The sequence below is a fragment of the Streptomyces sp. NPDC034103 genome (assembly GCF_055575395.1).
Map to the genome: position 1 here is coordinate 254,114 of NZ_JBVISS010000002.1, position 24,719 is coordinate 278,832.

Consider the following 24,719-nt stretch of genomic DNA (forward strand, 5'->3'; position numbering starts at 1 on the left):
GCACCCCAGGCACGGGTCCCGTGGCGGCCGGCCGTCATGGGGTCCCCCGACCGCCCTCTACGCGTCGACGCGCAGGTCCAGTTGATCGGCCACGCTGCTCAGGGCCGGCCCCAACGGCAGCGCGACGCGGGTGAGGGCGTGCCGGTCGCCTCGGGTGGGGTCCCGGTTGACGATGAGTACCGGCTTCCCGGCCTCGGACGCCTGGCGGACGAACCGCAGCCCGGACATGACGGTCAGCGAGGAGCCCAGGACCAGCAAGGAGGTCGCCTCGCGGACCAGGTGGCGGCAGTGCTCGACCCGTGCCGCGGGGACGGCCTCGCCGAAGAACACGACGTCCGGCTTGAGGATGCCGCCACAGCGCACGCAGGGCATCACGCGGAAGTCCCCGACCTGCGCGTCGGTGAGGTCGGCGTCGCCGTCGGGGTTGATTCCCGCGGCCACCGGCTCGAAGCCCGCGTTGGCCTCCTCCAGACGCAGGGCGAGTTCCCGGCGGGAGCTGACGGCACCGCAGGACAGGCAGACGACCCGCGCCAGGCTGCCGTGCAGCTCGACGACGTCCGGGGTGCCGGCTGACTGGTGCAGGCCGTCCACGTTCTGCGTGATCACGCCCGTGAGCAGCCCGGACCGTGCGAACGCCGCCACCGCCCGGTGCCCGGCGTTCGGGCGGGCACGGCCGAAGGTGCGCCAGCCGAGGTGGCTGCGGGCCCAGTACCGGCGGCGGGCCTGGGCGCCGGCGGTGAAGTCCTGGTAGGTCATCGGCGTGTGCCGACCGAGGCTGCCGCCCTCGCCCCGGTAGTCGGGGATGCCCGACTCCGTGGAGATGCCCGCACCGCTGAGCACCAGCACACCCCCGGTCCGCAGGGCGTCGACGACCGGCGCGAGATCCGTGGTGCCGGGCGGCAGGTCCTCGTCGGGCGTCCAGCTCAGAGTGGGGCGCATGCGCATGCCGCCAGGGTACGGAACCCGTGAGCGCACAGGCGTCGCACCCGCGAGGGCGCCGCTGGACCGTGTGCGCTGCCCGGGAGGGGGTAGATGGTGGTTTGTCCGGAGGTGTCGGCCGGGACGGTGGGCCGACCTGCGAGGGCTGGGAACGCGTTCAGGAGGCCCAGGGCACCGGGCGCGGCGAGCGGTGGGTGCGGCAGGAGGCGAAGGACGTGGTGGAGCGGGCCGCGGTGGCGTCGAGGCTGATGCGGCTGATGCAGGACAGCCACTTCGTCACGCTGGAGATGCTGCCGGCGCTGATCGCCGGGCACTCCGCCGAGGTCGGGATGCATGACGTGACCGTCTATGTCGCGGACCTCCGGGAGACGGTGCTGCGCCAGCTCACCGGCGAGGGGCGGACCGCGGGAGAGGGCGGGCAGGAGTTCACCGTGCGGGGCACCCTGCCGGGGCAGGCGTACCAGCGGGTGGACCTGCTCGCGCAGACGGACCACGGGACCGGCGACCCGCAGCACCGTCGGCGCTGGTGGGTGGCCGTCACCGACGGCGTGGAGCGGCTGGGTGTGCTGCGTGCCGACACCGACACCGACGACGAAGCCACGCGTGACGCGGTGCGCGATCTGGCCTCCATGACGGCCCTGCTCCTGTTGAGCAAGCGCTCCTTCAGTGATTCGCTCGCGCGTCTGGTACGCACCGAGCCGATGAACGTGGCCGCCGAGATGCAGTGGAACCTCACCCCGCCGCCCGCCTTCGCCGGAGCCGAGGCCACCGTCGGCGCGGCGATGGAGCCCGCCTACCAGATCGGCGGCGACGCCTACGACTACGCCGTGGCGGGCGGCGTCCTGCACCTGGGCGTCTTCGACGCCATGGGCCACGACACCACCGCCGGGATCACCGCCAACGTCGCCGTGTCCGCCTGCCGCAACGCCCGCCGCCAGGGCGCCTCCCTCGCGCAGACCAGTCAGCACGTGGAGGCCACCCTCGTCGAGCAGTTCGGCAGCAGCCGCTATGTCACCGGCATCCTGGCCGACCTCGACCTGACGACCGGCCACCTGACCTGGATCAACCGCGGCCACCGCTTGCCCGTCCTCATCCGCGGCAACCGGTGGACCACCGAACTGGCCTGCCCCCCAGCCGGTCCGATGGGCGCCTCCCTCGGTCTTCCGGTGACCGAATGCACCGAGCAACTCGAGCCCGGCGACCGGCTGTTGCTGTACACCGACGGCGTCATCGAGGCGCGTGACTCCCAGGGCAGGCAGTTCGGCCGGGACCGGTTCGTGGACTTCGTCCTGCGCCACCATTCCGGCCGGCGCACCCTGCACGAGACCCTGCGGCGGCTGATGGCGGCCGTGCTGCTCCATCACGACGGAACGCTCGAGGACGACGCCACCGTGCTGCTCACCGAATGGCGTGGCGCCCATCAGGAGAAGCTGACGCCTTGACCGTGCGCCGGAATGGGGCCGGTCAGTGCACCAGCAGGTCGATCAGGCCCGTCAGGTCCTCCTCGCCGCTGCCCTCGGCCAAGCGGCGGCGCATCAACTCGAAGTAGGGGCTGAGCAGTTCGGTGCTGACCCCCTGCTGCTCCGCCGTGCGCAGAAAGGTCGGGATGCCCGCGACCTGCATGGCGAGGTTCGAGACGACGCCCTTGGTGTGGTCACCGCTGCGCAGCTGGTCGGCGGTCTGGTGCACGGCCGGAGCCATCGCGACCAGCCAGTCGGCGAGCAGCGGGGCGAACGTCGTGGGGTCGACGTCCTCCTTGCGGATCAGGGCGAACGCGTGCGCGGCCCCGGCGAACATGCCGTACATGGCGCTGAGCAGGGCCACATCGTGCAGGGCGGCGAAGCCCGCGTCCTCGCCGACGTACGTGGTGCCCCCGGGCACGCGCAGCGTCTGCCGGCGCTCCTCGAACAGCTCCCGCGATCCGCTGTAGAAGACGTATCCGCCGGACTCCGGGACGCCGATCATCGGGGGGACGGCCATGATCCCGCCGTCCAGGTAGCGGGCGCCGCGCGCACCGGCCCACTCGGCGCGGGCGCGGGCCTGGGCGGGGGTGCTGGTGGTCAGGTTCACCAGGTCCTTGCCGGCCAGGTCGGTGCCGCTCAGCACGTCCTCGACCGAGGCGTCGTCCAGCAGACAGACGACGACCAGGGTGTTGGCCGCGACCGCGTCGGCCACGCTGTCCGCGACCGTCGCCCCCTCGGCGGCCAGCGCCACGGCGCGGGCGGGGGTGCGGTTCCACAGGGTGAGCGGGTGGCCGGAGGCGAGCCAGGTACGGGCCAGCGCGGTGCCCATCGCACCGAGGCCGAGCAGGGTGAGGGACGTCTTCTCAACGGGGTTGTGTGTCATGCCGATTAGGCTGGCCACAGGCCCGGAGATGATCAAGTACCTACTTCGGAGTGGGTGGTTACCCCGGGGTGAGCGAGCACGTCGGAGGGGTGGGGGCATGACGACGCTGAACCGGCCGGGCGGTCCGGACGGACACGTCTGCGGGATCGACACCGCGATGGAGGTGATCGGCGGCAAGTGGAAGGTGCTGATCCTGTGGGCACTGCACGAGCATCCCGAGCGCCGCTTCGGTCAACTGCGGCGACTGCTGCCGGGGATCACCGAGAAGGTGCTCGCCTCCCATCTGCGGGAGATGGAGGTGGACGGGGTGGTGCGTCGCGTCTCGTACGAGGAGGTGCCGCCTCGCGTCGAGTACTCGCTGACGGAGGACGGCGTACGGCTCAACGAGGCGCTCCAGCCGCTGGCCGCCTGGGGTCGCGAGCGGCCGGTCCCTCGCTGACGAGCACGACCCGGACTCGTCCGCCGGCTGTGCGAGCCCGCGCCTACCGCGTGTCCTCCGGGCGGCCGAGGAAGCCGAGGAGCTCTTCGGTGAAGCCCGGGTCGAGCAGTGCTCCCAGATGATCGCCTGCCACCAGGCGCAGGGTGGCGCGGGGGACGGCCGCCGCGAGGGTCTGGGGACGGGCGGCGAAGGGGTCGTCCCGTCCGGCGATGACGAGCGTCTCCGCCGTGATCGTGTGCAGCGGGACGGGGGCGCCGTGGGCCGCCGAGGCCTGGGCGGCGAGAGCGAGCCGGTCGGCGCCGAGAGAGTCGGCGAAGGTCCGGAACGCGGCCGCCGTCTCGTCCGTGATCGACGCCGGGTCGTCGGTGCGCAGCGCGTGCTGGAGCGCGCCGGGGGCGATGACCCGGGTGTCCACGCCGCCGCGTTCGACGACGGCGCAGCCCACCCCGCCGACGACGAGACGGCGTACCCGGGCATCGCGGGTCGCGGTGATCAGCGCGACGATCGCGCCCATGGAATAGCCGACGAGATCGACCCGGGACTCGCCCAGCCGGTCGATCAGGGCCGTCACATCCCGTGCCATCCGGGCCTCGCCGTAGCGGGCGGGGTCATGGGGTTTGCCCGAAGCGCCGTGTCCACGGGCGTCGATGGTGGCGACGCGGTGCCCGCGGGCGATCAGCGCGGCGACGATGCCCGGCGCCTCCCAGTTCGTCGCTCCCGAGGCGATGAAACCGTGGTGGAGCAGCACCAGGGGCTGCCCGGAACCCTCCCCTCGGGTGGCATCCGGCTCCCAGACCCGGTACGCGATCTCCGTACCGTCGTCGGCGTGAAAACGCTGCATGTCCCGGTCCTTCCAGGCGGCGGCGGACCGGCCGACGGCGCGAGTGGGGCGTGCCGTCGGCCGGTCCCGACTCGTCAGGAGGCGACGAAGTCGGCGATGTCGCCGAGCACGGACGTGTCGGTGAGGAAGCCGATGTGGGTCTGGCAGGCCACGGGATGGTTGGTCGCGCCGTCCAGCCGGGTGCTGGTGTACGGAATGATGATGCCGTCACACGGCGAGTACCAGGTGGCGTACCTGGTGCTGCCCGGAGTCTCGTCGCCCGCGGTGATCTGGCCGATGAACGAGGAGCCGGGGTACATCTGCTGACAGGTCGTGTAGATGAGACAGGCGCCGGCGTACGTCGTCCCGTGGTTGGCACCGGCGATCGAGGCGAGGTGGCTGACGCTGGTGTTGCCGCCCAGGACCTTCAGGTAGTACTGGCTGACGAGGCCGCCCATGGAGTGGTTGACGAGGGCGACCTTGCTCGCGCCGGTCCGCGCCTTGACGTTGTTGACGAAGGACGCCAGCCCCTGCGCGTTGGTGACGTTGTTGCCGTAGGAGTTGTACTCGTAGGCGAACAGGTTGGAGCTGGACCAGCCGTTGAGCCGGAAGACGCTCATGGCGGTGGTCCAGTTCGACGCACTGCCGGTGTACCCGTGCACGAAGACGACCGGGGTGCTGGTCGACAGGACTCCGGTGGCCGCCTCGGCCGCCTTCGCGGAGGCGACGGTGGCGGCGGTCGTGTCGGCGGCACCGGCCGAGGTGGCCGAGGAGAACAGGGCGAGTGCCGCGGCGACGGCCGCGACGGCGCCGGTACGTCGACGTGCTGAACGACGGCTCATGGAGTTCTCCCAACAGGGGTGCGGGTGCTTGACCCGACCAGAGTCGGCGCCCGGCTCGGCGCTGACATCAGCGGAATCACCAGTCACCGCACCCGGTCGGACACCGTCGGCGGCGCCAACTAGGCTCCCGCCCATGAGTGAGGCAGACGGAGGCCCTGGCAGACGAGTCGTCGACGGGCGCTTCGAGTTGGAGGGCCGCCTCGGTGGCGGCGGGATGGGCATGGTCTGGCGGGCCCGGGACCAGGTGCTGCACCGGCTGGTGGCGATCAAGGAGGTCCGGCCGCCCGACCGCGACCTGGCCGAGTACGACCCCGAGGCCGCGCGGATGCTGCGGGAGCGTGTGCTGCGCGAGGCCAGGGCCCTGGCCCGGATCGACCATCCCAACGTCGTCACCATCCACCACATCGTCGACGGCGGCGAGGGCACCTACCCGTGGATCGTGATGGAGCTGGTCGGCGGCGGCTCCCTGGCCGACCGGCTGGCCCGGGGACCGATGCCCCCGGCCGAGGCGGCACGGATCGGCCGCGGGGTACTGGCCGCGCTGATCGCCGCGCACGAGGCCGGAATCCAGCACCGCGACGTCAAGCCCGCCAACGTGCTGCTACGCCAGGACGGGCGCCCCGTCCTCACCGACTTCGGCATCGCCGCGATCCGTGAGGCGACCAACCTCACCGTCACCGGGTCCCTCATCGGCACGGCCGACTTCATGGCGCCCGAGCGGATCTCGGGTCAGGAGGGCGGGCCCGCGTCCGACCTGTGGTCACTGGCGATGATGCTGTACGCCGCCGTGGAGGGCCACCACCCGTTGCGCCGGGGCACCACCCTGGCCACCCTCGCCGCGGTCCTCCACGAGGAGGTGCCGCCGCCGGTCCGGGCCGGCGCTCTGGGCGACGTCCTGATGCGCGTACTGGTACGGGATCCCTCGGCGCGCCCGTCCGCCGCTGCCCTGGACCGGGAGCTGGCCGTGATCGAGGCGGCGCCGACCGGTCCCGCGTACCCGCGCGACGAGCCCACCTCCTATCCGCTGCCCGCACCCGCCACGCCCGGATTCGGACCCTCGCCGGCCCGTCCCGCACCGGGGATGACGGCGCCCCAGTCGGTGGTGGCCCCGGTGCGCGCGCCACGCCGGAGGGCTCCCGGGCGCCCTGCCCTGCTGGGCGTCTCGGGCATCTCGCTGGTGGGAGCCATAGCCCTGCTGTGGTGGTTGCTGCCGCTGGGCGGCGGCGATTCGGCCGACCTCAACACCGGTTCGCCGACGACGACTTCGGCTCCGCCCCCGACCGCCTCCTCGGAGCCCAGAAAGACGGCGACCGCGAGCGATACCGCGACCGAGATCGCGAGCGGGAGCATGCTCACCCCCGACAACATCCGCATCGCCATCAAGGCGCTGGAGGAGGAGAGCGGTCGGAAGAGGTTCGGCAGCTTCTCGGTCTACCCGGAGTACGTGACGGCGCGGGTGATGGTCGAGGGCAGCGACACCGCCTACGAGACGTACGACTACCGCCCGGGCCGGGGCGCGGAGAAGGGCATCATCGACGGCACACTGATGAGTACCTGGGAACCCTTCACCGTCGAGAGCTTCAACTGGGACAGCGTTCCGGGGCTCCTGGCGGAGGCGGAGAAGAAGCTGAACGTCAAGGATCCCGAGACCCGTTACGTGCTCGTCCGGCAGCCCGACGTCTTCACCCCCGGGTTCGGGCTCTCTGTCTACCTTTCGGACAAGTACAGCCGCAGCGGCTATCTGAAGACCGACAAGCAGGGCAAGGTGCTGGACGTGCACCCGGCGGAGGACTGACGCCGGGCCGCGTCCGGCTGTCGGCTCAGTAGGTGAGCGCGTCCTCGGCGGAGCCGAAGAAGCTGGTGACCTGGCCGTCGTTGACCGTGACCGGGCCGTCGCCGATCACGACGGTCGTCGGGGACTCGGCGGGACTGAGGGCGATTTCGACCTGGTCGGCGCTCTTGCCGCCCTCGGTGTCGGCGCGGGAGAACATGATCCCGGCGTAGGCGCTCTCCCCGGCCTTCAGGATCCAGTCCTTGCCCTCGGGGCCGGCGTGCTCGGCAGCGCCGTCGAGGCCCGGGATCGTGATCACCAGGTCGTTGGCGGGCAGCAGGCACGGATCGGTGCCCTTGTTGGCCGCGGTGAGCAGGGCGTGGTTGACGGGGCTGGAGGCGACGGTGACCTTGTAGGTCAGGTCGGTCGTCTCGCACATGCCCACGCCTCCGTCCTGGTCGTCCTCGGCGCCGGGCTCGGAGGACGGGGCGCCGGCGTCGGTGGAGGCGCCGCCGTCACTCGGGTCCACCGTCGCGGGTGTGCCGTCGTCCTGGCTGCCGGTGGAGGGAGAGGGGCTCGCCGAGGTGTCCGCGGCGGCCGCGTCCTCCGCGTCGCCGTTGCAGGCGGTCAGGGCCATGACGCCGAGTGAGAGTGCCACGAGGACGGCGGCGGTCCGGCGTGAGCGAGTGGTGTGAGCCATGAGGAGTCCCCCGGGAAGTCGGAATGTCGCGGTGATCGTGCCTCACCGGAGCCGTGCCGCGGCCCGCTGACACCGACAGAGATCCGTCTCCGAACAGCCTTGTGACAATGTGACGGTGAGGGAGGCGCGCCCATCGGACCTGCCGCTCGGGACCGTCCGCCCGCCACGCGCCCTCGGAGGGGACGCGCCCGGCCCGTCACAGCCCGCCGCACGGCGCCCCGCGGACCGTGGTCCACCGCGGAGGCCGGTGCCGTCCTGATGGCGGTCCGCGCCGGGGCTCGGCTCAGCCGGGGAAGCGGCCCGTCGAGCGCAGGTGCCAGCGTCGTTCCGCGTAGGCGAGGTCGTCACGCCACAGTCGTCCGGCGGCGGCCCGCATCAGGGGACGCAGCACCGGCCCCATCCGGCGCGCCACGGCGAACCCGGGCCGGTCCGAGGTCGCCACGACGGCCTCCACGACCGCCGTCCGGGGTCTGCCGTGCTCGTCGGGGCCCAGTGGGGTGGCGTGGGTCTCGACCACCGATCCCGCGCCCTCGCCCCGGGTGATGCGCATGAGGACCGTACGCGGCTCGGGTGCGGTGAACACCGCTCGCACCGGCACGACAAGGCGTCCGGCGACTTTGAAGGAGACGTCGACGGTGAACCCGTCCTCGTCCCCCGCACCGGTGGAGTCTCCCTCGTGCGGCGTGGTCGCGGGGACGACGTCGAGGTCGACGAAGGAGTACGGGTGGAACCAGGCGCCGTGCCATGGGTCGAGCCGGTTGGCCACGACGTCCTCGGGTTCACAGGTGCCGACGCCGACGTACACCGTCGAGACCGCTCCCGCCAGAGCGGGCCGTACCGGCACCACGGGGGCGTCCAGGGGCGGCTCGCCGCCCACGTCGTCCAGGCGCACCCACACCAGCACCCCGTCGTCGTGCACGGGCAGGGGCTCCCAGCCCGCGAACGCGGTGCCCGGCAGGCCGAGTCCGTGCCAGTGGCAGACGAGGGTGCCGCAGCGCACCGGGCTGTCGCGCAGCGGTGCGCCCAGATGCGGGCAGACACCCGGACCGGCGACCAGCCGGCCCTCGGCGTCGCGCCAGACGACCACCTCCCGCCCGGCGATCGTCCGGGCCAGCGGCCGGTCGCCGGGCACGTCGGCGGTGGCGCCGACGACGTACCAGTTGCCGGACGGCCGCGCCTGCGCGCGCTTCAGGGCGCGGGCGATCAGGACCGGGCGGGCCTCACGCCAGGTGGGGCGCTGGCGCTCCCAGGCGACGGCGTTCCGGCGCAGCGACAGTGGATATCGTGCGCGGCGGACGGGACGCTCGCGGCGGCCGTCCGAAGAGTCGGGGTTCACACGACCTCCTCGTGCAGTGCGGGGGACACGGACGGCACGGGCGACACGGGCGGTGCCGGTCGCCCTGTCCGGCGCCGCCGACGCGCCGTGATCCTGGCGCTCGTCAGCCGCACCACCCCGTCGACGGCCACCGCGGCACGCCGCCGCCGGGGCACCACGGACCGGCGGTGCAGTACCGCGTACCCGTCGTCCGCGATGGCGTCCAGGATGCCGCCGTACAGCACGAACGCCGTACGGATGCAGGGGCGGGCGACCGGGTCGAGCATCGCCAGCCCGGGGGCCGCCTCGCGGTAGACACCGCGGGTGAGGTCCTCGGCGGCTCGGAACGCCCCGGTGATGCGCGGGTCGCGGCGACCGGTCGCGCGGCTCCAGGACAGCAGGTCCCGGTGGACGCCGTGGGCGCGCAGCAGGTCGGCGGGCAGGTAGACGCGGCCGCGGTCGAGGTCCTCGCCGACGTCGCGCAGGAAGTTGGTGAGCTGGAAGGCGACGCCCAGGGCGGCGGCGTAGGGGGCGGCCTCCTGGCGTGCGACCACCGTGCCGAGGACGGGGAGCATCTGGAGGCCGATGACGGCGGCGGAGCCGTGCATGTACGCCCGCAGGTCCTCGTAGGTCGGGTAGTCCGTGACCTCCAGGTCGCTGCGCATGGCGGTCATGAAGTCGCTGAAGTGGCGGTGGTCGATGGCGTGGCGGCGGGCGGTGTCGGCGAGGGCCAGGACCACCGGCTCGGGGCTGTCGCCGTCGCGGAGGCCCTGCTCCAGGCGCCGTTGCAGGAGGGCCAGTTCGCTCGCGCGGCGGTGCGGCGGAACACCCGGGTCCAGGGAGTCGACGATGTCGTCCGCCCAGCGGGCGAAGCCGTACAGGGCGTGCACGGCGGGGCGGCGTTCGACGGGCAGCAGCCGGGTGGCCAGGAAGTAGGTGCGGCCGTGCCGGGCGTTGAGCCGGCGGCAACGGGTGTAGGCCTCGCGCAGTGCCGGGTCGCTGATGCCCGCCGCGTCGAGTTCACGGCCGGTCATGGGGTGGGTCCCTTCGAGAGAGCCGAAGTGGCACGGCGGGGGAGGGTGGGCGTGTGCCGTCCGGTGATCCGGGCCGCGGCGAGCTTGCCGGACAGCAGCACGGTGGGGACGCCGACGCCCGGGGTGGTGCCGCAGCCGGCGAGGACGGCGTTCTCGGTGCCGCGGACGAGGTTGCGCGGCCGGAACGGGCCGGTCTGCGCGAAGGTGTGGGCGGCCGAGAAGGGGGTTCCGGCCGCGTGTCCCTGGGCCTGCCAGTCGGCGGGGGTGACGAGGGTTTCCTCCTGTACGGCGTCGGCGATGCCCTCGAAGCCGCGCCGCTCCAGCTCCCGCAGCAGGCTGTCGCGGTAGCGCGGCCCGAGTTCGGACCAGGTGGCGGCGTCGGGGCCGATGGCGGTGTTGGGGCAGGGGGCGAGGATGTAGTGGAGGTGGCGGCCGGGCGGGGCGAGTGTCGGGTCGGTGGCGGTGGGGCGGGTGATGAGCAGGGACGGATCGCTCATCAGCCGCCCGGTACGGGTCAGTTCGTCGAAGGTGCGCCGCCACCGCGCCCCGAAGGACAGGGTGTGGTGGGCGAGTTGCGGCCAGCTCCGGTCGGTGCCGGCGTGCAGGACGACGGCCGACGGCGCGTACCGGAGCGGCGCGGGTCGGTGTGGTGTGTGGCCGAGCAGGCGGTACGCGGCCGGCAGGTCCGCGGTGAGGACCACGGCGTCGCAGGCGATGCGCTCCTGGTCGGTGACGACGGCGGTGACACGGTCACCGGCGCGCTCCAGCCGGGTCACGTGCCGTCCGAAGCGGAGGTCGGCGCCCGCGTCCTGGGCGGCGTCCGCCATGGCCCGCGGCAGCGCGTGCATGCCGCCCCGCGGGAAGTACACCCCGGCGACGGTGTCCATGTAGGCGATCACGGCGTACGCGGCGAGCGCCCGCTCCGGGGGGACGCCGGCGTACAGCGCCTGGAAGGAGAACACCCGGCGCACCCGCTCGTCGCGCAGGTGGCGGCCGATCCGCGCGTCGAGCCGCCCGAAGCCGCCGAGCGCGGCGAGCCGCGCCAGGTCCGGGGTCAGCAGGGAGAAGGGCGAGTCGAAGTTGGCGTCGATGAAGCGGCGCATCTGGACCCGGTACAGCTCCGTCAGCCACCGGCGCAGCCGTCGGTAGCCCGCGGCCTCCCCGGGGCCTGCGAACCGCTCCAGTTCCGCCTCCATCGCCTCCGCGTCGGTGTGCACGTCGAGGCCGCTGCCGTCGGCGAAGAGCGCGCGGTAGGCCGGGTGCAGGGGGATGAGGTCCACGCGGGCGCGCAGGCTGTCGCCGACCGCCGCGAAGGCCTCGTCCGCGAGGTCGGGCATGGTCAGCACGGTGGGGCCGGTGTCGATGCGGTACCCGTGCCGCTCCAGGCGTCCGGCCCGGCCACCGGGCAGCGGGTCCCGTTCCACAAGCGTCACCCTTCGGCCGGCGCCGAGCAGATGCAGGGCGGCGGACAGACCGGACAGGCCGGCGCCGACCACCACGACGTGGTCGGTGGGTCCGGGAACGGTTCGGGTCATCGGCCGGCTCCCTCGGCGGCGGCGACCGGGAGCAGCGAGAGGGGCAGGCCGTCCTCGGCGCCCGGCCGGTCGGGTGCGGGTGGGGGAGTGGCGCCGGAGCCGGCCGTGGCGAGGAGCAGCTCCCGCAGGGGCAGGTGACCTTCCGGCTCCAGCCGCGCGGACTCCAGATGGCGCACCGCGTGGCCGGCGAGCCGGTCGATCTTGGCCTCGACGAGGTCCCGCGCGCCCGTCGCGACCAGCACGTCACGGACCTCGGCGAGCCGGCTGTCGGGCAGGTCGGCGCGGCCGAGCGAGCGGCGCAGTACGGCGAGGCCGTGACGGTCACCGGCCGCCTCGGCCCGCGCGTGCGCCACTGCCACGAGGTAGGTCGGCTTGCCCGCCCGGATGTCGCCACCGAGGGGTTTGCCGGTGCGCCGGGGGTCGCCGAAGACGTCGGTGAGGTCGTCGCGCAGCTGGAAGGCGATCCCGACGCACCGGCCCGCCGAGCACAGGGCCCGGGTGCGCGCGTCGTCCGCGCCCGCCAGGGCCGCGCCCAGCGCCAGGGGACGTTCCACCGAGTACAGGGCGCTCTTGAGGCAGGCGGCGCGGATCGCGCGGGTCAGGGAGCGTGCGGAGGTGGCCTGCCCCTGGATGTCGAGGTACTGCCCGGCGACCATCTCGGTACGCATGACGCTCCACAGGTCGCGCACCGCGCGGACGCGGGGCGGGGGTGCCTCCAGGGCGGCCACGATGTCGTCCGCCCAGGCCAGGGCCAGATCCCCGGCGAGGATCGCCGCGGCCTCCCCGAAACGCGCACCGGCCGCGTCGGGCACGCGGTCGGCGTACTGGGCGGCGAGGTCCGCGTGCAGGGCGGGCCGTCCGCGCCGCACCCGGGAGCCGTCCATGACGTCGTCGTGGACCAGGGCGCAGGTCTGGATCAGCTCCAGCGCGGCCCCGATTCGCAGGGCCGCCTCGGTCTCCGCGGCCCCGCCCCCGCAGGCGCGCAGCGCCCACCACACGAACCGGGACCGTATGCGCTTGCCGCCGTCCAGGGTGAAGCGCGCCAGCCGCGCGGCGAGATCGCGGCCGAAGTCCGGGTCGAGGGCGGCGGCGCGCTCCACTCGTTCGGCGAGCACGCTCTCCAGCACCCGCCCCACGGCCGCGGACACATCCGAGTCGACGGCGCGCGGTCCCCCGCCGTCCTGCGGGAACCGGGCGGGGACGGGACCGGGGTCCGCCACTGTCGCGGCCACAGGGTGATCCTTCGCCTCGATCGGGCGCATCCCGGTTCCTCTCCTCCTGCTCGCGCATCGTCTGACCGAAGACCTTCCGCGCCGGATGCCTGCTCGGATGCGCTGTCAGAGTGGTTGTGGGCGCTTGTCGGCCATCGGAGTGCCGCCGCGCGCCGGACGGTGCGGCCGGAGATCCTGGGCGGGCGGGCCGTAGTGGGATGGTTTCCCCTCGGCTCACCCGACTGCCTGCATCCGCGTCGGACACCCGCGGGGAAGAGGTCGGACAGACCGCTGCCGGATCGCCCGGCGCGGCGAGCCGGTGGTGTGCGCGGGGAGGAGAGGGCGGGTGCGGGAGGCCGAGGTGGCCATCGTGGGCGGGGGAGCGGCGGGGCTGTCCCTGGCCCACCGCCTCGCGCGGCCCGCTCCCGGAACCCGCCGTGTGACGGCCGTCCTGCTGGACGCCCCGCCCGGCCCGCTCCGGCCACCCGAACGGACCTGGTGTTTCTGGGAGGACGGCCCCGGGCCCTACGACAGCGCGCTGACGGCGTCCTGGCGGCGGCTGCGCGTCCACACCGCCGCGGGGCAGCCGCTGGAGGACGACATCTCGCCGCTGTCCTACAAGATGCTCCGCTCCGCCGACTTCGAAGGCCTGGTCGCGCGTGAGCTGGCGGACAGCCGCGACGTCCGCCGGCTGGAGGCGGCCGTGGAGACGGTGGACGCCGTCGCCGACGGGGCCGTGATCCGCGCCCGGGACGGCGGGGGGAGGCCCGTCACGGTGCGGGCCCGCTGGGTCTTCGACTCCCGGCCGCTCGGCAGCCTCCCCGCGGCCCGGACCACCCTGTTGCAGCACTTCCACGGCTGGTTCGTCCGCACCGACCGTCCGGTGTTCGATCCCGGCACGGTGGAGTTCATGGACTTCCGGGTGCCCCAGCCACCTCGGGGCCTCGCCTTCGGATACGTGCTGCCCACCGGCCCGCGCGAGGCACTCGTGGAGTACACCCGCTTCTCCCGTGCCGTGCTGTCGCGGCCGGCCTACGAGAGCGCGCTGCGCCGGTACACCACGGACGTGCTACGCCTCGGGCGCTTCGACGTCTTGGCCACGGAGACCGGTGTCATCCCCATGACCGACGCGCGCTTCGCCCGCCGCTCGGCGCCGTCGGTCTTCCGGGTCGGGGCCGCGGGCGGCGCCACCCGCCCCGCGACGGGCTACACCTTCTCCGCCGTCCAGCGCCAGACGCGGGCGATCGCGCGGGCCCTGTCCGCGGGCCGCACCCCGGAGCCCCCGCCCGCCCATTCGGCCCGCTCACGGGCCATGGACGCCGTCCTGCTCCGGGCCTTGGACAGCGGGCGGCTCGACGGCGCGGCGTTCTTCACGCGCCTGTTCTCCCAGGTGCCGACAGCGCGGCTGCTGCGGTTCCTCGACGGCCGGACCCGGCTCGACGAGGACCTCGCCCTCGGCCTGCGCACGCCCGTGCTGCCGATGCTCCACTCCGCCGCGGAGCTGCTCTGGCTGCCCCGCACCCCCTTTCCCCGACCGTGATCCCGGCACGAAGGAGTCCCGTGCACCCCGACCGAGGCGACCACCTGACCCTGCTGCGCGACGAGGACCTGGCCACCGCCTTCGACCACGCCGCGCGCAGCTACGACACACTGGTGGCCGCGAACCCCGGCTACCACGCCCACCTGCGCCGCTCCGCGCGCCGCCTGGGCCTGTCCGACCATGGCGGCGGGCTGCGCGTACTGGACCTCGGGTGCGGCACCGGCGCCTCGACGGCCGCGCTCGCCGAGGTGCTGCCCGGCGCCGAGATCGTCGCGGTGGACGCCTCCGCGGGCATGCTGGAGCGGGCGGCCGCCAAACCGTGGCCGCAGGGCGTGCGATTCGTGCACTCCTCCGCGGAGCGACTGGCGCACGCGGACGTCCGGGGACCGTTCGACGCGGTCTTCGCCGCCTACCTCTTCCGCAATGTCGGGGACCCCGACGCCGTCCTCGCGGCCGTGCGCGAAGTCCTCGTCCCCGGTGGCCGGCTCGCGGTGCACGAGTACACCCTCAGCGGCCGGACCGTCGACCGCGCGGTGTGGACGGGCGTGTGCCGGGGCCTGGTCCTGCCGGTCGCGACCCTGCTCGGCGACGGTGACCTGTACCGCCACCTGTGGCGCAGCGTCTTGGAGTTCGACACGGCGGGCGACTTCGCCGCCCGGGTCCGCTCGGCCGGCTTCACCGGCGTCCGGGTGCTGCCGCTGCCGGGATGGCAGACCGGCATCACCCACACCGTCGTCGCGCGCCGCCCGGGCACCGGCGTCGAGGACGGCCGGTGAACGCGCCCGGCAGGGGCGCCGCCGCCCGGCGCGGCAGGGACCGCCGCGCCCGCACCCTCCTGCCCGCGCCCGGCGCGCCGCGCCTGAGCGGCGACCGTGCGGTGAGCACCGCGGTCGTCGGCGGCGGGATCGCCGGGCTCGCCGCCGCGACGGCCCTGGCCGAGCGAGGCGCGCGGGTCACGCTCTACGAACGCGAGCCCGTCCTGGGCGGCCGGCTCGCGGGATGGCCGACCGTCCTCGCGGACGGCAGCACCGCCACCATGAGCCGCGGCTTCCACGCCTTCTTCCGCCAGTACTACAACCTGCGCGGACTGCTGCGGCGCACGGATCCGGGGCTGGAGCGCCTGCGCGCCCTGCCCGACTACCCGCTGCGGCACGCCGACGGAGCGCACGACAGCTTCCGGCACGTTCCGCGCACACCGCCCTGGAGCGCCCTCGGCTTCGTCGCCCTGAGCCCCACCTTCACCCTCCGCGACCTCGTGCGGATGAACCCGGTCGCCGCCCTGCCCCTCCTGGACGTCCGCGTCCCCGGCGTCTACACGCGGCTCGACGACGTCAGCGCCCACGACTTCCTCGAGTCGATCCGCTTCCCACCGGCGGCGCACCACCTGGCGTTCGAGGTGTTCTCCCGCAGCTTCTTCGCCGACCCGCGTCACCTGTCCGCCGCGGAGATGGTGTTGATGTTCCACATCTACTTCCTCGGCTCGTCCGAAGGACTCCTCTTCGACGTGCCCGACGAGCCCTTCCCCACCGCCCTGTGGGACCCCCTGGCCCGCTACCTCACCGACCACGGCGTCGACCTGCGCACCGACACCCCCGTCGCCTCGGTCGACCCCACCGCGGACGGCGGCTTCGTCATCGCCGCCGACGGGGGTGAACACCGCCACGACACGGTGGTGCTGGCCCTGGACGCCGCCGGTCTGCGCTCACTCGTGGAGCGCTCCCCGCGCCTCGCCGACGCCGCGTGGCGCGAACGGATCGCCAGGCTGCGCAGCGCGCCGCCCTTCCTCGTCTCCCGGCTGTGGCTGGACCGCCCGCTGTCCGCCGCCCGGCCCGGCTTCCTGGGGACCAGCGGCTACGGCGGCCTCGACAACGTCAGTGTGCTGGACCGCTGGGAGGGCGAGGCGGCGCGCTGGGCCTCCCGCACCGCAGGATCCGTCGTGGAACTGCACGCCTACGCCCTGCCGGAGGACGCGGCCCGGGACGTGGAGCAGAAGCGCCTGCTGGAGCAGCTGCACCAGGTCTACCCGGAGAGCCGCACGGCCACGGTGGTGGACGAACGGCATGAATGGCGGGCCGACTGCCCGCTGTTCCCGGTCGGCGGATACGCGGACCGGCCGACCGTGCGCACCAGTGACCCCGGCCTGGTGGTGGCCGGAGACCTGGTCCGTACGGAGCTGCCGGTGGCGCTCATGGAACGCGCGGCGACGAGCGGCTTCCTCGCGGCCAACGCGCTGTTGGAACGGTACGGGGTCCGGGGCCAGACCCTGTGGACCGTGCCGGACCGCGGACGCGGCGCGGTCTTGCGCACACTCGCGGGCCTTGGCTGAGCCGGAGCCACACAGAGCGGGGGTGGGATGGCGAAGGCGGGGTAACCGCGTTCGTACCGGGGTCTCGCCACAGGGGCCTTGGCACCGCTAGTTGGGGAGGACGTCGTGGCAGGCATGTTGGACAAGATCAAGCAGTTCGGCAGGAGCCCGCAGGGCCGCAGGACCATCGAACAGGCCCGCCGTGCCTCCGCGGACCCGCGGCGCCGGGCCCAGGCGCGGCAGCTGCTGGGCCGGCTCCGGGGACGGGGCCGCTGAACCGACCACTGAGAGACGTCGCGCGTACGACGCGCGTCAGCGTCCGTGCCGCCCGGGAAGACCGGCGGCACGGACGCATTGTCAGTGGTCGGCGCGAGAATGCGAGCTGCAAGATCAACACCGGGCCCGGACGGGGTATGCGGTGTCCGTTCCTTCTGTCGGAAAGGCCCTGCCGATGCCCCAAGCCCCTACTCTCGCACCGGTCCCGCGCGGTGGGACCGCGGCCGACGTGCTGCGCCTGGTGTCGGACTCCCGCACCCCGGTGTTCGTCACCGAGTACCGGAGCGGACGGCTCCGCTACGGCTACTGGCGCTCGATAGACTCCGCCACCGGTCGCGGCGGCTGTTACGTCGCCCTGCCGACCGACGTGTGCGAGGAACTGCGCTCTACCGGCCGTATCACCCTGGGCGAGCCCATCACCGATCCCGCCAGAACCACCTACCGGGTCAGTGCCGCACGCCCGCAGACCGGTGCCGCACGCGCCCGCGCCCGCTGCCGCGCAGCGTGAGGTTCTGACCCCGGCGGCCCTGTCCGAAGGAACGTCACCCTGCACGCCTGACACGGCTCGGGCGGGACGCGTTCTCGTGTCGTGGGTGACAGACGAGCCGCTGGATGGCATGGATTCGTGCTCCGTGGTGAGGTGATGCGGGAGGACGAAGGCACGGGCGACGGGAGAGGTCTGGGGATGACGGGCAGCGATGAGTTCGTCGGGCGGCTGGATCCCGAGATGTGTGTGGTCACGGCCGCGGCGGGCGGTGAACGGGCGGGCTGCCTGGTCGGCTTCTCCTCGCAGTGCTCCCTGCGGCCCGTACGGTTCGTGGTGTGGCTCTCCGAGGTCAACCGCACCTTCCGGGTCGCCCACTCCGCGACGTTCCTGACCGTGCATCTGCTGACCCGTGAACAGCGTGGCCTGGCCGAGGTGTTCGGCGGGCGAACCGGTGACGATGAGGACAAGTTCCAGCACGTCCGCTGGCGGGAAGGGCACGCCGGGTCCGTGATCGTCTGCGACGCGGCCGCCTGGTTCGTCGGCCGGATCCTCACGCGCGTCGACGGCGGTGACCACGTCGGATTCGTCCTCGACCCGGTTGAGTGGGGAGGGAGCGCGGCGCACGACGGGCCGCTGCTGCGACTGGGCGACGCCGAGGGCATCTCGCCCGGCCACCCGGTGGACTGACCGCCCGATCCGGGCAGGCGGGGACGCGCTCCGCCCGGGCAAGCGGGCCGACCCGTAGGAGGGCGCCGCTTACCCGGACGAACGCGGTGCGCGGGGATCAGGCGGGGGAGACGACGCCGCTCTCCTCGACGACGATCTTCTTCGACGTGGCGCCGTTACGGCTGCCGAGCGCCTCGATCGCCTTGACGACGTCCTCGCCCTCGACGACCTCACCGAAGACGACGTGCTTGCCGTCGAGCCACGGGGTCACCACGGTGGTCACGAAGAACTGCGAGCCGTTGGTGTTCGGGCCGGCGTTGGCCATGCTCAGCAGGAACGGCCGGTCGTGCTTGAGCTGGAAGTTCTCGTCGGCGAACTTCTCACCGTAGATGCTCTTGCCGCCGGTGCCGTTGCCGTTGGTGAAGTCGCCACCCTGCAGCATGAACTCGGGGATGACGCGGTGGAAGGGCGAGCCCTTGAAGCCGTAGCCGTTCTGGCCGGTGGCCAGCTCGCGGAAGTTGCGGGCGGTCTTCGGCACGACATCGTCGAAGAGCCGGAAGACGATGCGGCCGACGGGCTCGCCGTTCGCGGAAACCTGGAAATAGACGTTCTCACTCATGAAGGCAATTCTCCACTGTCGCGGTTCAGGGCGAAGCACCCCCCTCCCAGGTCGTGTCGAATGAACCGATCTGTCTCAGTTGACCGAGTCCGCCTGCGTCACGGGGTGAGCTTCCAGGCCCGGGGTGGCGAGCAGGTCCGCGACGCAGGCCGCGGTGCCGCCGACATAGGTGCTGACGAGGTCGACGTCGCCGCCGACGCACCAGGCCCGGTCCTCGGGCCACCACAGGTCGGGGATCTCGAGAGCCGCCGCGGTGGTGTCCCGTGCGGGCGAGTCGACGTGGTCGAGCGGACCCGCGAGGAGGATCTCGTCGCGGCCGGGAGTACGGAAGACCGGCAGACCGTCCCAGTCGTAGCGGCCGTAGCCCTCCCACAGGCCGTACCAGCAGTGGCCGGGGGTGCGGGTGTGCCGGGACAGCACGGGAATCATGAGGCGGGCCACGTCGGCGGGGGTGGGGCCCTCGTTTGGGTGCTCGTCCCAGACACCGGGGACGGCAGGCGTGTCGTCGTTGCGGTACAGGAAAGGATCAGAAGCGCCGATCACCTCGTCCCAGCGTGTTTCGGCGGTGACCGAGCGGCCGTACACCTCGGCCACCCGGTCCCACCGAACCGGCGCCGCATCGAGCCGGGCGGGATGCAGGATGCGCGCGTACGCGTCGAACCCGGGTGCGCACACTCCCGCCACCGTGCCGAATCCGTCGTTGCCGGGCGGACGTTGCTCCAGCCAGCGGGCGGGGGCGAGGTCGCTCGGCTCGATGCGCAGGCTTCCGTAGCGGCGCGGGGGCGGTGACTGCTGGACATACATGCCGCCAGTGTCGCCTGTCGCGCGGCGCGGGGGTGGGCGCGGTCTCAGCGGAGCCGACGCGCGCGCAGGACCACGTCGTCGGTGTGGTGCGCGCCCGCGCCGCCCTCCGGTGCCACGCGGGGACGTTGTTCGTCCACCTCGATCCGCCAGTCGTCGTCGAGCAGGGCGGCGACCATCGAGGGCCAGACGTAGTCGGCCGGATCGAATCCGCTGTCGTGCGCCTGGGGCTGGTCCATGCCCGCGTGGTGGACGAGGAGCAGGACGCCGCCGGGTGCGACCGCCGCGAGCAGGGCGCGCTCGGCCGCGGCGTCGGGGGTGCGCAGCAGGGCCGGGTACTGGGCGGAGACCAGGTCGAAGGAGGCCGGCGGGAGGTTCGCCTCGGCGAGGCCCGCGTGGACCCAGCGAACGGTGACGCCGGCGTCGCGGGCGTGCCCGGCCGCTCGTTCCAGCGCCACCCCCGATACCTCGACCGCGGTCACCTCCCAGCCGCCGCGGGCGAGCCAGACGGCGTCCGCGCCCTCGCCGCAGCCGACGTCGAGGACCCGCCCGGGGGTGAGCCCGGCGACCTCGGCCACGAGGGCGCCGTTGGGCCGCCCGCTCCACAACTGCTGTCGCTCGGTGTACCGGCCGTCCCACTCGGCCCGCACGGCGGGGTCTCCGGCGTATCCGTCGGTGGGCGGCGATCCTGCTGCGATGTTGTCGGTCACGGGCCCACCGTCGCGCACCGGCTCCCGCGCGGCCACTTTTGTTGCCGGTCCGGCAAAAGCAGAACGCTCGGCCGGGGATCCCGGCCGAGCGCTCTGTCCGCACCGTTCCGCGGTCAGCTCACCTCGGTGATCCGCCACCGCTGGTTGGACCCGGAGTTCGCCTGCCACGTGGTGACGGCCGCGCCCTCGTTCGTGGCCTGGCCGCCGACCTCCAGCAGGCGCCCGGTCGCCGCGTTCACCAGCGTCCAGGTGCCGTCGCCCGTGGTGGACAGGATCCACTCCGTCGCCGGGTCCCGCTCACCGGTGTCGGCCTCGATCATCGGCACGTTGTCGCGCACGGCGAGCCGCTTGCCCTCGGCCGGGTTGGCGAAGACGTAGCGGGCGCGGTTGCTGCCCTTCTTGCCGTACTTGGCCTCCAGCCGCCACTCCTGCGCGACCGTGGAGTCGGCCGACTTGATGACCAGGTTGGTGCCGTTGGCGCCGACGGTCACGGCCTTGCCGCTCTGGACACCGGTCAGGGTGTAGGACTCGCCCTTGCTGAACAGGCTCGCGTCCTTGGCGACGCCGGAGACGCCCTTGATGGCGAACGAGGTGACGGACTGCGCGGGGACGGTGAACGTCGCCTTGTCGTCGACGACCCGGACCGGGGCCTGCTTCACGAGCTTGCCGGCCGCGTCGGTGACGGTCGGGGTGACGGTCGCCGAACGCTTGACCGTCCCGAACTTCGACAGGTCGATCGTCACCGCGCGAGGCGCGGTCGTGGAGTTGACGTGGACCAGCGAGGCGCCCTTGCCGTCCTTCGTCACCGCGGCGGCGCTGGAGGTGTCGTCCACCTTGACCAGACGGTCACCGGGCTTGATGAAGTGGGTGAAGTTGCGGGCCGTGTCGAACTTCGTGTTCGTGTAGATCGGGCAGGTCTTGAGGGTGTCGGCCGACGTGCAGCTGAACGGCAGCTGGATCGAACCCCAGTTGCCGCCCTTGGCGGACTCGCCGCCCGGCTTCATGTTGACGTGGTCCTCGACCGGCTGCCAGAACACCCAGGCCTTGGGCTCCAGTTCACGCAGGTCGTTGACCATCTGCTGGGCCAGGCCCAGGCCGGGGCGCATGTCGGTGAAGCTCTGCCCGTCGCCCCAGTCGCCCTCGACCTCGCTCATCCACAGCGGCTTGTCGGCCGCCTTGGCCAGGTCACGGACCGTGGTGCGCTGACCGGTGCCGTAGGTGTGGACGTTCATCTGGTCGACGAGGTCCTTGGAGGCCTGCGAGTAGGAGTTCCAGTTGGTCGCGAACAGACCGGGGTTGGTCTCGTCCATCGCCGATATGCCGGCCTTGACCTTGGCCTTCTTCAGCGCCGGCGCCAGCGCGGCCAGCACCTTCTCCTGCATCGCGGGGCCGATGTGCGCCCCTTCCTGACGACCGCCCACGGGCTGGCCGCTCGCGTCCAGACGGGTGCCCCAGTAGCCGGTGTTCGGCTCGTTGAAGGGGTCGACGGTGTCGACCTTGATGCCCTCGGACCTCTCCAGCCGCTTCGTCACGCCGGCCACGTAGGCGGCGAAGTCGTCGACCGAACTCTCCTTCAGCTGCTCGGCGTTGGCGTTGAAGCCGCCCGAGACATAGCCGCTCTCCGTCATGAACCACGGCGGGGAGTTCGAGAAGGTCTCCCAGTGCGTGATGTCCTTTTTGATGCGGTCGACCCACCAGCGCTGCGTGGCGTCCGCCTTGTCGTTCCAGTCGGCGGGGTCGTCGGCGCTCCACCAGTCGGTGTCGGTGCGGGTGGTGCCCGCCGGGGCCTTCCACCAGCCCTCGACCGCGCCACCGGCGCGCAGGTAGTCCTTGACGTCGGGGGCGTTGCCGCCGCCGATGTTGTACCGCGCGATGTTCAGCGCCAGACCGTCGTCACCGAACAGCAGCTTGGCGAGCTTCTCGCGGATCTCCTTGGGGTAGTCGCCGGTGGCGTTGGCGAACCACACCAGGCTGGTGCCCCAGCCCTCGAACTTGTCCTGCTTGTACGACGGGTCGGGCTGGACGGTGACCGACGCGGTGGCCGAGTCGGCCTGCGCGAGCGGCGCGGGCACGGACAACAGCGCCGCTCCGGTCGCCAGCGCGGTCATCGACGCGGCCCCGAGGAGCCGTCTGCTGCGGGTGAGTCCTGCCATCGTGTGCTCCCAGCTTCATAGGTGGAAACGCTGCGGTGGTCCCTCCCGCCGGACGTACCGGGAGGGGTGGCCCCGGGCGGGCTGTGTGCCGCCCGGGGAGCCGGAGGTGGGGAGGGGGTCAGGCCCGCGGTCGGCGCACCACGGCGACCTCGCGCGGCCCGAGTTCGAGCCCGTCGCCGGTGGCCGTGCCGTACAGCACGTCACCGGGGAAGCCGGGCAGCGGCACGGTGTCGTCGGTGCGGTTGACCAGGAACAGGAACGTCTCCTCGGCGTTGCCGCGGACGACCAGTTCGACACGTCCGCGCGCCTCGGCCGGCAGCTCGCTCGTCACACCGGCCGGCTCCAGCAGGCGCGGCAGCAGCGCGGTGAGCCCCGCGACGCCGAGGCGTGTGGAGACGTAGGCCGCCGAACCGGCGTTCGTCGTACGGCGGGTCAGGGCGGGGCGGCCGGCCTGGTCGCCGGTCTCGTAGCGGGCGAGGACCTCGGTCCGCTCGTCGGTCAGGGTGATGCGGTCGGTCCACAGGGTGCCGGTCGAGCCGTCGTCCAGGGACACCCCGTCGTCGGCGAGCAGCGGGGCGAACTCCTCGACGCGGATGCCGAGCAGGTCGCGCAGGGCGCCGGGGTAGCCGCCGAGCCAGACGTGGTCGTTCTGGTCGACGACGCCGGAGAAGTAGGTGGTGATCAGGTGGCCGCCCTGCTCGGCGTAGCGGGTGAGCTCCTTGGCGAGGTCCGCCGGGACCACGTGCAGGACGGGCGCGATCAGCACGTCGTAGCGAGCGAAGTCGCTCTTGGTGGTGACGAGGTCGGCGCGCACGCCGAGGGCGAGGAGCGCCGAGTACCAGTCCAGGCCTTCCTGGCGGTAGTTGAGCAGGGAGGTGGGGTGGGAGTCCTGTTCGCTGGCCCACCAGGAGTCCCAGTCGAAGACGATGCCGACCCTGGCGCTGTCCCGGGTGGAACCGGCCACCGGGGCAAGGGCCTTGAGGGTGGCGCCGAGCTCGGCGACCGCGCGGAACAGCTCGCTGTCGGCGCCGGCGTGCGGGACCATCGCGGAGTGGTACTTCTCGGCACCGGCCGCCGACTGCCGCCACTGGAAGTAGCAGACGGCGTCCGCGCCGTGCGCCACGTGCAGCAGGGAGTCCCGGGCCAGCTCGCCGGGCCGCTTGGCCACGTTGACCGGCTGCCAGTTGACGGCGCTGGTGGAGTGCTCCATCAGGAACCACGGCCGGCCGCCCGCGATGCCGCTGGTGAGGTTCGCGGAGAAGGACAGCTCGTCGCGGGACTGCGGTCCGGGGTGGACGTAGTGGTCGTTGGAGACGAAGTCGATCTCCTGGGCCCAGTCCGCGTAGTTCATGCCCTTGGTCTCGCCCATCACCATGAAGTTGGTGGTGACCGGGACGTCCGGGGTGATCGCCTTGAGGAGGTCCCGCTCGGCGCGCAGATAGTCCTTCAGGGCGTCGGAGGAGAAGCGCTTGAAGTCCAGCTGCTGGGTCGGGTTGGGGTGCGAGGCCGCCAGCCGCGGGGGCAGGATCTGCTGCCAGTCGGTGTAGCGCTGGGACCAGAACGCCGTGCCCCAGGCGTGGTTGAGGGCGTCGAGGGTGCCGTAGCGGGCGCGCAGCCAGTCACGGAAGGCGTGGGCCGCGTCGTCGGAGTAGTCGTAGACGTTGTGGCAGCCCAGCTCGTTGGAGACGTGCCAGGCGACGAGCGCCGGGTGGTCGGCGTAACGGGTGGCCATCTCGCGGACCAGGCGCAGGGCGTGCTCGCGGAAGACCGGGGAGGTGGGACGCCAGTGCTGGCGGGCGCCCGGCCACAGGGTCTCGCCGGTCGCGGTGACCGGCAGGATCTCCGGGTGGGCCGTGGTCAGCCACGGCGGCGGGGAGGCGGTGGCGGTCGCCAGGTCGACGCCGATGCCGCCGGCGTGCAGCAGGTCCATGACCTCGTCCAGCCAGCCGAAGTCCCACGTGTCGGGGCCCGGCTGGAGACGGGCCCAGGAGAAGATCGCCACGGAGACGACCGTGACACCGGCCTCCCGCATCAGCCGGACGTCCTCCTGCCACACCTCCCTCGGCCACTGCTCGGGGTTGTAGTCGGCGCCGAAGCCGAGACGCGGGGTGGGATCACCGTCCGCCCCGCTGCGGCGGGAGTGGAGGGTGGAGATCATGGCGGTCCTTCCGAAAGGGTGGTGCACAGGGGCGGCGCGGCCCGGAGCCGCG

23 protein-coding genes are annotated in these 24,719 nt (G+C 73.0%); 9 read left to right on the plus strand and 14 right to left on the minus strand.

Annotated features, from left to right (window positions below; genetic code table 11):
* Positions 1 to 57: 57 nt before the first annotated feature.
* Positions 58 to 945, minus strand: a complete 888-nt coding sequence (locus tag ACZ56U_RS04250) for an NAD-dependent protein deacetylase (protein ID WP_469082496.1) — start codon at positions 943 to 945, stop codon at positions 58 to 60.
* 242 nt (positions 946 to 1,187) lie between these two features.
* On the opposite strand from ACZ56U_RS04250, the gene ACZ56U_RS04255 reads away from it, so the two are divergent.
* Positions 1,188 to 2,381 (plus strand): PP2C family protein-serine/threonine phosphatase, encoded by a 1,194-nt coding sequence (locus tag ACZ56U_RS04255; protein WP_469082841.1) that lies wholly within the window; start codon positions 1,188 to 1,190, stop codon positions 2,379 to 2,381.
* A gap of 22 nt (positions 2,382 to 2,403) precedes the next feature.
* On the opposite strand, the gene ACZ56U_RS04260 is transcribed toward ACZ56U_RS04255, so the two are convergent.
* Entirely contained in the window at positions 2,404 to 3,285 is an 882-nt protein-coding gene (locus ACZ56U_RS04260; protein WP_469082497.1) for an NAD(P)-dependent oxidoreductase, read from the minus strand.
* A 97-nt stretch (positions 3,286 to 3,382) separates the two neighbouring features.
* On the opposite strand from ACZ56U_RS04260, the gene ACZ56U_RS04265 reads away from it, so the two are divergent.
* On the plus strand, positions 3,383 to 3,724 hold the full coding sequence (locus ACZ56U_RS04265; RefSeq protein WP_469082498.1) for a winged helix-turn-helix transcriptional regulator: 342 nt from the start codon (positions 3,383 to 3,385) through the stop codon (positions 3,722 to 3,724).
* A gap of 43 nt (positions 3,725 to 3,767) precedes the next feature.
* Here ACZ56U_RS04265 and ACZ56U_RS04270 read toward each other — a convergent pair whose 3' ends face one another.
* Positions 3,768 to 4,565, minus strand: coding sequence for an alpha/beta fold hydrolase (locus ACZ56U_RS04270; RefSeq protein WP_469082499.1), 798 nt, complete (start codon positions 4,563 to 4,565; stop codon positions 3,768 to 3,770).
* Between the two features lie 74 nt (positions 4,566 to 4,639).
* Positions 4,640 to 5,386 carry an esterase/lipase family protein gene (locus tag ACZ56U_RS04275; RefSeq protein WP_469082500.1) on the minus strand — a complete coding sequence of 249 codons (747 nt, stop codon included), beginning with the start codon at positions 5,384 to 5,386 and terminating at the stop codon, positions 4,640 to 4,642.
* 133 nt (positions 5,387 to 5,519) lie between these two features.
* On the opposite strand from ACZ56U_RS04275, the gene ACZ56U_RS04280 reads away from it, so the two are divergent.
* The gene (locus ACZ56U_RS04280) at positions 5,520 to 7,181 is read left to right on the plus strand and encodes a serine/threonine-protein kinase (protein ID WP_469082501.1); all 1,662 of its coding nucleotides are present in this window, start codon (positions 5,520 to 5,522) and stop codon (positions 7,179 to 7,181) included.
* A 25-nt stretch (positions 7,182 to 7,206) separates the two neighbouring features.
* Here ACZ56U_RS04280 and ACZ56U_RS04285 read toward each other — a convergent pair whose 3' ends face one another.
* From ACZ56U_RS04285 to ACZ56U_RS04305, 5 genes are all read right to left on the minus strand, one after another.
* The gene (locus ACZ56U_RS04285; RefSeq protein WP_469082502.1) at positions 7,207 to 7,857 is read right to left on the minus strand and encodes a DUF4232 domain-containing protein; all 651 of its coding nucleotides are present in this window, start codon (positions 7,855 to 7,857) and stop codon (positions 7,207 to 7,209) included.
* Between the two features lie 283 nt (positions 7,858 to 8,140).
* Positions 8,141 to 9,193, minus strand: coding sequence for a DUF5914 domain-containing protein (locus tag ACZ56U_RS04290; RefSeq protein WP_469082503.1), 1,053 nt, complete (start codon positions 9,191 to 9,193; stop codon positions 8,141 to 8,143).
* Positions 9,190 to 10,206: a phytoene/squalene synthase family protein gene (locus ACZ56U_RS04295; RefSeq protein ID WP_469082504.1), complete on the minus strand. Its 1,017-nt coding sequence runs from the start codon at positions 10,204 to 10,206 to the stop codon at positions 9,190 to 9,192. Before ACZ56U_RS04295 ends, ACZ56U_RS04290 begins: the two co-directional genes overlap by 4 nt.
* The gene (locus ACZ56U_RS04300) at positions 10,203 to 11,741 is read right to left on the minus strand and encodes a phytoene desaturase (protein ID WP_469082505.1); all 1,539 of its coding nucleotides are present in this window, start codon (positions 11,739 to 11,741) and stop codon (positions 10,203 to 10,205) included. Before ACZ56U_RS04300 ends, ACZ56U_RS04295 begins: the two co-directional genes overlap by 4 nt.
* Positions 11,738 to 13,003 (minus strand): polyprenyl synthetase family protein, encoded by a 1,266-nt coding sequence (locus ACZ56U_RS04305; protein WP_469082506.1) that lies wholly within the window; start codon positions 13,001 to 13,003, stop codon positions 11,738 to 11,740. The genes ACZ56U_RS04300 and ACZ56U_RS04305 overlap by 4 nt, the downstream gene beginning before the upstream one ends.
* Positions 13,004 to 13,298: 295 nt before the next feature.
* On the opposite strand from ACZ56U_RS04305, the gene ACZ56U_RS04310 reads away from it, so the two are divergent.
* From ACZ56U_RS04310 to ACZ56U_RS04335, 6 genes are all read left to right on the plus strand, one after another.
* On the plus strand, positions 13,299 to 14,492 hold the full coding sequence (locus tag ACZ56U_RS04310) for a lycopene cyclase family protein (RefSeq protein WP_469082507.1): 1,194 nt from the start codon (positions 13,299 to 13,301) through the stop codon (positions 14,490 to 14,492).
* Between the two features lie 44 nt (positions 14,493 to 14,536).
* Complete coding sequence (locus ACZ56U_RS04315) at positions 14,537 to 15,268, plus strand: class I SAM-dependent methyltransferase (protein ID WP_469082842.1); 732 nt, start codon at positions 14,537 to 14,539, stop codon at positions 15,266 to 15,268.
* Complete coding sequence (locus ACZ56U_RS04320; protein WP_469082508.1) at positions 15,199 to 16,818, plus strand: FAD-dependent oxidoreductase; 1,620 nt, start codon at positions 15,199 to 15,201, stop codon at positions 16,816 to 16,818. Before ACZ56U_RS04315 ends, ACZ56U_RS04320 begins: the two co-directional genes overlap by 70 nt.
* Before the next feature lie 105 nt (positions 16,819 to 16,923).
* Positions 16,924 to 17,073: a hypothetical protein gene (locus tag ACZ56U_RS04325; protein WP_469082859.1), complete on the plus strand. Its 150-nt coding sequence runs from the start codon at positions 16,924 to 16,926 to the stop codon at positions 17,071 to 17,073.
* 175 nt (positions 17,074 to 17,248) lie between these two features.
* Positions 17,249 to 17,581: a hypothetical protein gene (locus ACZ56U_RS04330; RefSeq protein ID WP_469082509.1), complete on the plus strand. Its 333-nt coding sequence runs from the start codon at positions 17,249 to 17,251 to the stop codon at positions 17,579 to 17,581.
* 177 nt (positions 17,582 to 17,758) lie between these two features.
* Entirely contained in the window at positions 17,759 to 18,247 is a 489-nt protein-coding gene (locus ACZ56U_RS04335; protein ID WP_469082510.1) for a flavin reductase family protein, read from the plus strand.
* Between the two features lie 97 nt (positions 18,248 to 18,344).
* Here the strand turns inward: ACZ56U_RS04335 and ACZ56U_RS04340 are convergent, their stop codons facing one another.
* The 5 genes from ACZ56U_RS04340 to ACZ56U_RS04360 all read right to left on the minus strand — a co-directional run bounded on the left by ACZ56U_RS04340 (position 18,345) and on the right by ACZ56U_RS04360 (position 24,667).
* On the minus strand, positions 18,345 to 18,845 hold the full coding sequence (locus tag ACZ56U_RS04340) for a peptidylprolyl isomerase (RefSeq protein ID WP_469082511.1): 501 nt from the start codon (positions 18,843 to 18,845) through the stop codon (positions 18,345 to 18,347).
* A 75-nt stretch (positions 18,846 to 18,920) separates the two neighbouring features.
* A complete protein-coding gene (locus ACZ56U_RS04345) occupies positions 18,921 to 19,649 on the minus strand; it encodes a hypothetical protein (RefSeq protein WP_469082512.1) in 729 nt (242 codons plus the stop codon).
* 44 nt (positions 19,650 to 19,693) lie between these two features.
* Positions 19,694 to 20,356: a class I SAM-dependent methyltransferase gene (locus tag ACZ56U_RS04350; RefSeq protein ID WP_469082513.1), complete on the minus strand. Its 663-nt coding sequence runs from the start codon at positions 20,354 to 20,356 to the stop codon at positions 19,694 to 19,696.
* A gap of 113 nt (positions 20,357 to 20,469) precedes the next feature.
* Positions 20,470 to 22,509, minus strand: coding sequence for an RICIN domain-containing protein (locus tag ACZ56U_RS04355; RefSeq protein WP_469082514.1), 2,040 nt, complete (start codon positions 22,507 to 22,509; stop codon positions 20,470 to 20,472).
* A 118-nt stretch (positions 22,510 to 22,627) separates the two neighbouring features.
* Positions 22,628 to 24,667 (minus strand): beta-galactosidase, encoded by a 2,040-nt coding sequence (locus ACZ56U_RS04360; protein WP_469082515.1) that lies wholly within the window; start codon positions 24,665 to 24,667, stop codon positions 22,628 to 22,630.
* Between the last annotated feature and the right edge of the window lie 52 nt (positions 24,668 to 24,719).

Excerpts from the sequence above, each read along its gene's own strand:
- ACZ56U_RS04320 (WP_469082508.1), top strand. The coding sequence starts at position 15,199 with ATGGCAGACCGGCATCACCCACACCGTCGTCGCGCGCCGCCCGGGCAC.
- ACZ56U_RS04255 (WP_469082841.1), top strand. The coding sequence starts at position 1,188 with ATGCGGCTGATGCAGGACAGCCACTTCGTCACGCTGGAGATGCTGCCG.
- ACZ56U_RS04360 (WP_469082515.1), bottom strand. The coding sequence starts at position 24,667 with ATGATCTCCACCCTCCACTCCCGCCGCAGCGGGGCGGACGGTGATCCC.
- ACZ56U_RS04270 (WP_469082499.1), bottom strand. The coding sequence starts at position 4,565 with ATGCAGCGTTTTCACGCCGACGACGGTACGGAGATCGCGTACCGGGTC.
- ACZ56U_RS04285 (WP_469082502.1), bottom strand. The coding sequence starts at position 7,857 with ATGGCTCACACCACTCGCTCACGCCGGACCGCCGCCGTCCTCGTGGCA.
- ACZ56U_RS04265 (WP_469082498.1), top strand. The coding sequence starts at position 3,383 with ATGACGACGCTGAACCGGCCGGGCGGTCCGGACGGACACGTCTGCGGG.
- ACZ56U_RS04275 (WP_469082500.1), bottom strand. The coding sequence starts at position 5,386 with ATGAGCCGTCGTTCAGCACGTCGACGTACCGGCGCCGTCGCGGCCGTC.
- ACZ56U_RS04335 (WP_469082510.1), top strand. The coding sequence starts at position 17,759 with ATGACGGGCAGCGATGAGTTCGTCGGGCGGCTGGATCCCGAGATGTGT.
- ACZ56U_RS04330 (WP_469082509.1), top strand. The coding sequence starts at position 17,249 with ATGCCCCAAGCCCCTACTCTCGCACCGGTCCCGCGCGGTGGGACCGCG.
- ACZ56U_RS04260 (WP_469082497.1), bottom strand. The coding sequence starts at position 3,285 with ATGACACACAACCCCGTTGAGAAGACGTCCCTCACCCTGCTCGGCCTC.
- ACZ56U_RS04295 (WP_469082504.1), bottom strand. The coding sequence starts at position 10,206 with ATGACCGGCCGTGAACTCGACGCGGCGGGCATCAGCGACCCGGCACTG.
- ACZ56U_RS04300 (WP_469082505.1), bottom strand. The coding sequence starts at position 11,741 with ATGACCCGAACCGTTCCCGGACCCACCGACCACGTCGTGGTGGTCGGC.
- ACZ56U_RS04340 (WP_469082511.1), bottom strand. The coding sequence starts at position 18,845 with ATGAGTGAGAACGTCTATTTCCAGGTTTCCGCGAACGGCGAGCCCGTC.
- ACZ56U_RS04250 (WP_469082496.1), bottom strand. The coding sequence starts at position 945 with ATGCGCATGCGCCCCACTCTGAGCTGGACGCCCGACGAGGACCTGCCG.
- ACZ56U_RS04345 (WP_469082512.1), bottom strand. The coding sequence starts at position 19,649 with ATGTATGTCCAGCAGTCACCGCCCCCGCGCCGCTACGGAAGCCTGCGC.
- ACZ56U_RS04305 (WP_469082506.1), bottom strand. The coding sequence starts at position 13,003 with ATGCGCCCGATCGAGGCGAAGGATCACCCTGTGGCCGCGACAGTGGCG.
- ACZ56U_RS04280 (WP_469082501.1), top strand. The coding sequence starts at position 5,520 with ATGAGTGAGGCAGACGGAGGCCCTGGCAGACGAGTCGTCGACGGGCGC.
- ACZ56U_RS04355 (WP_469082514.1), bottom strand. The coding sequence starts at position 22,509 with ATGGCAGGACTCACCCGCAGCAGACGGCTCCTCGGGGCCGCGTCGATG.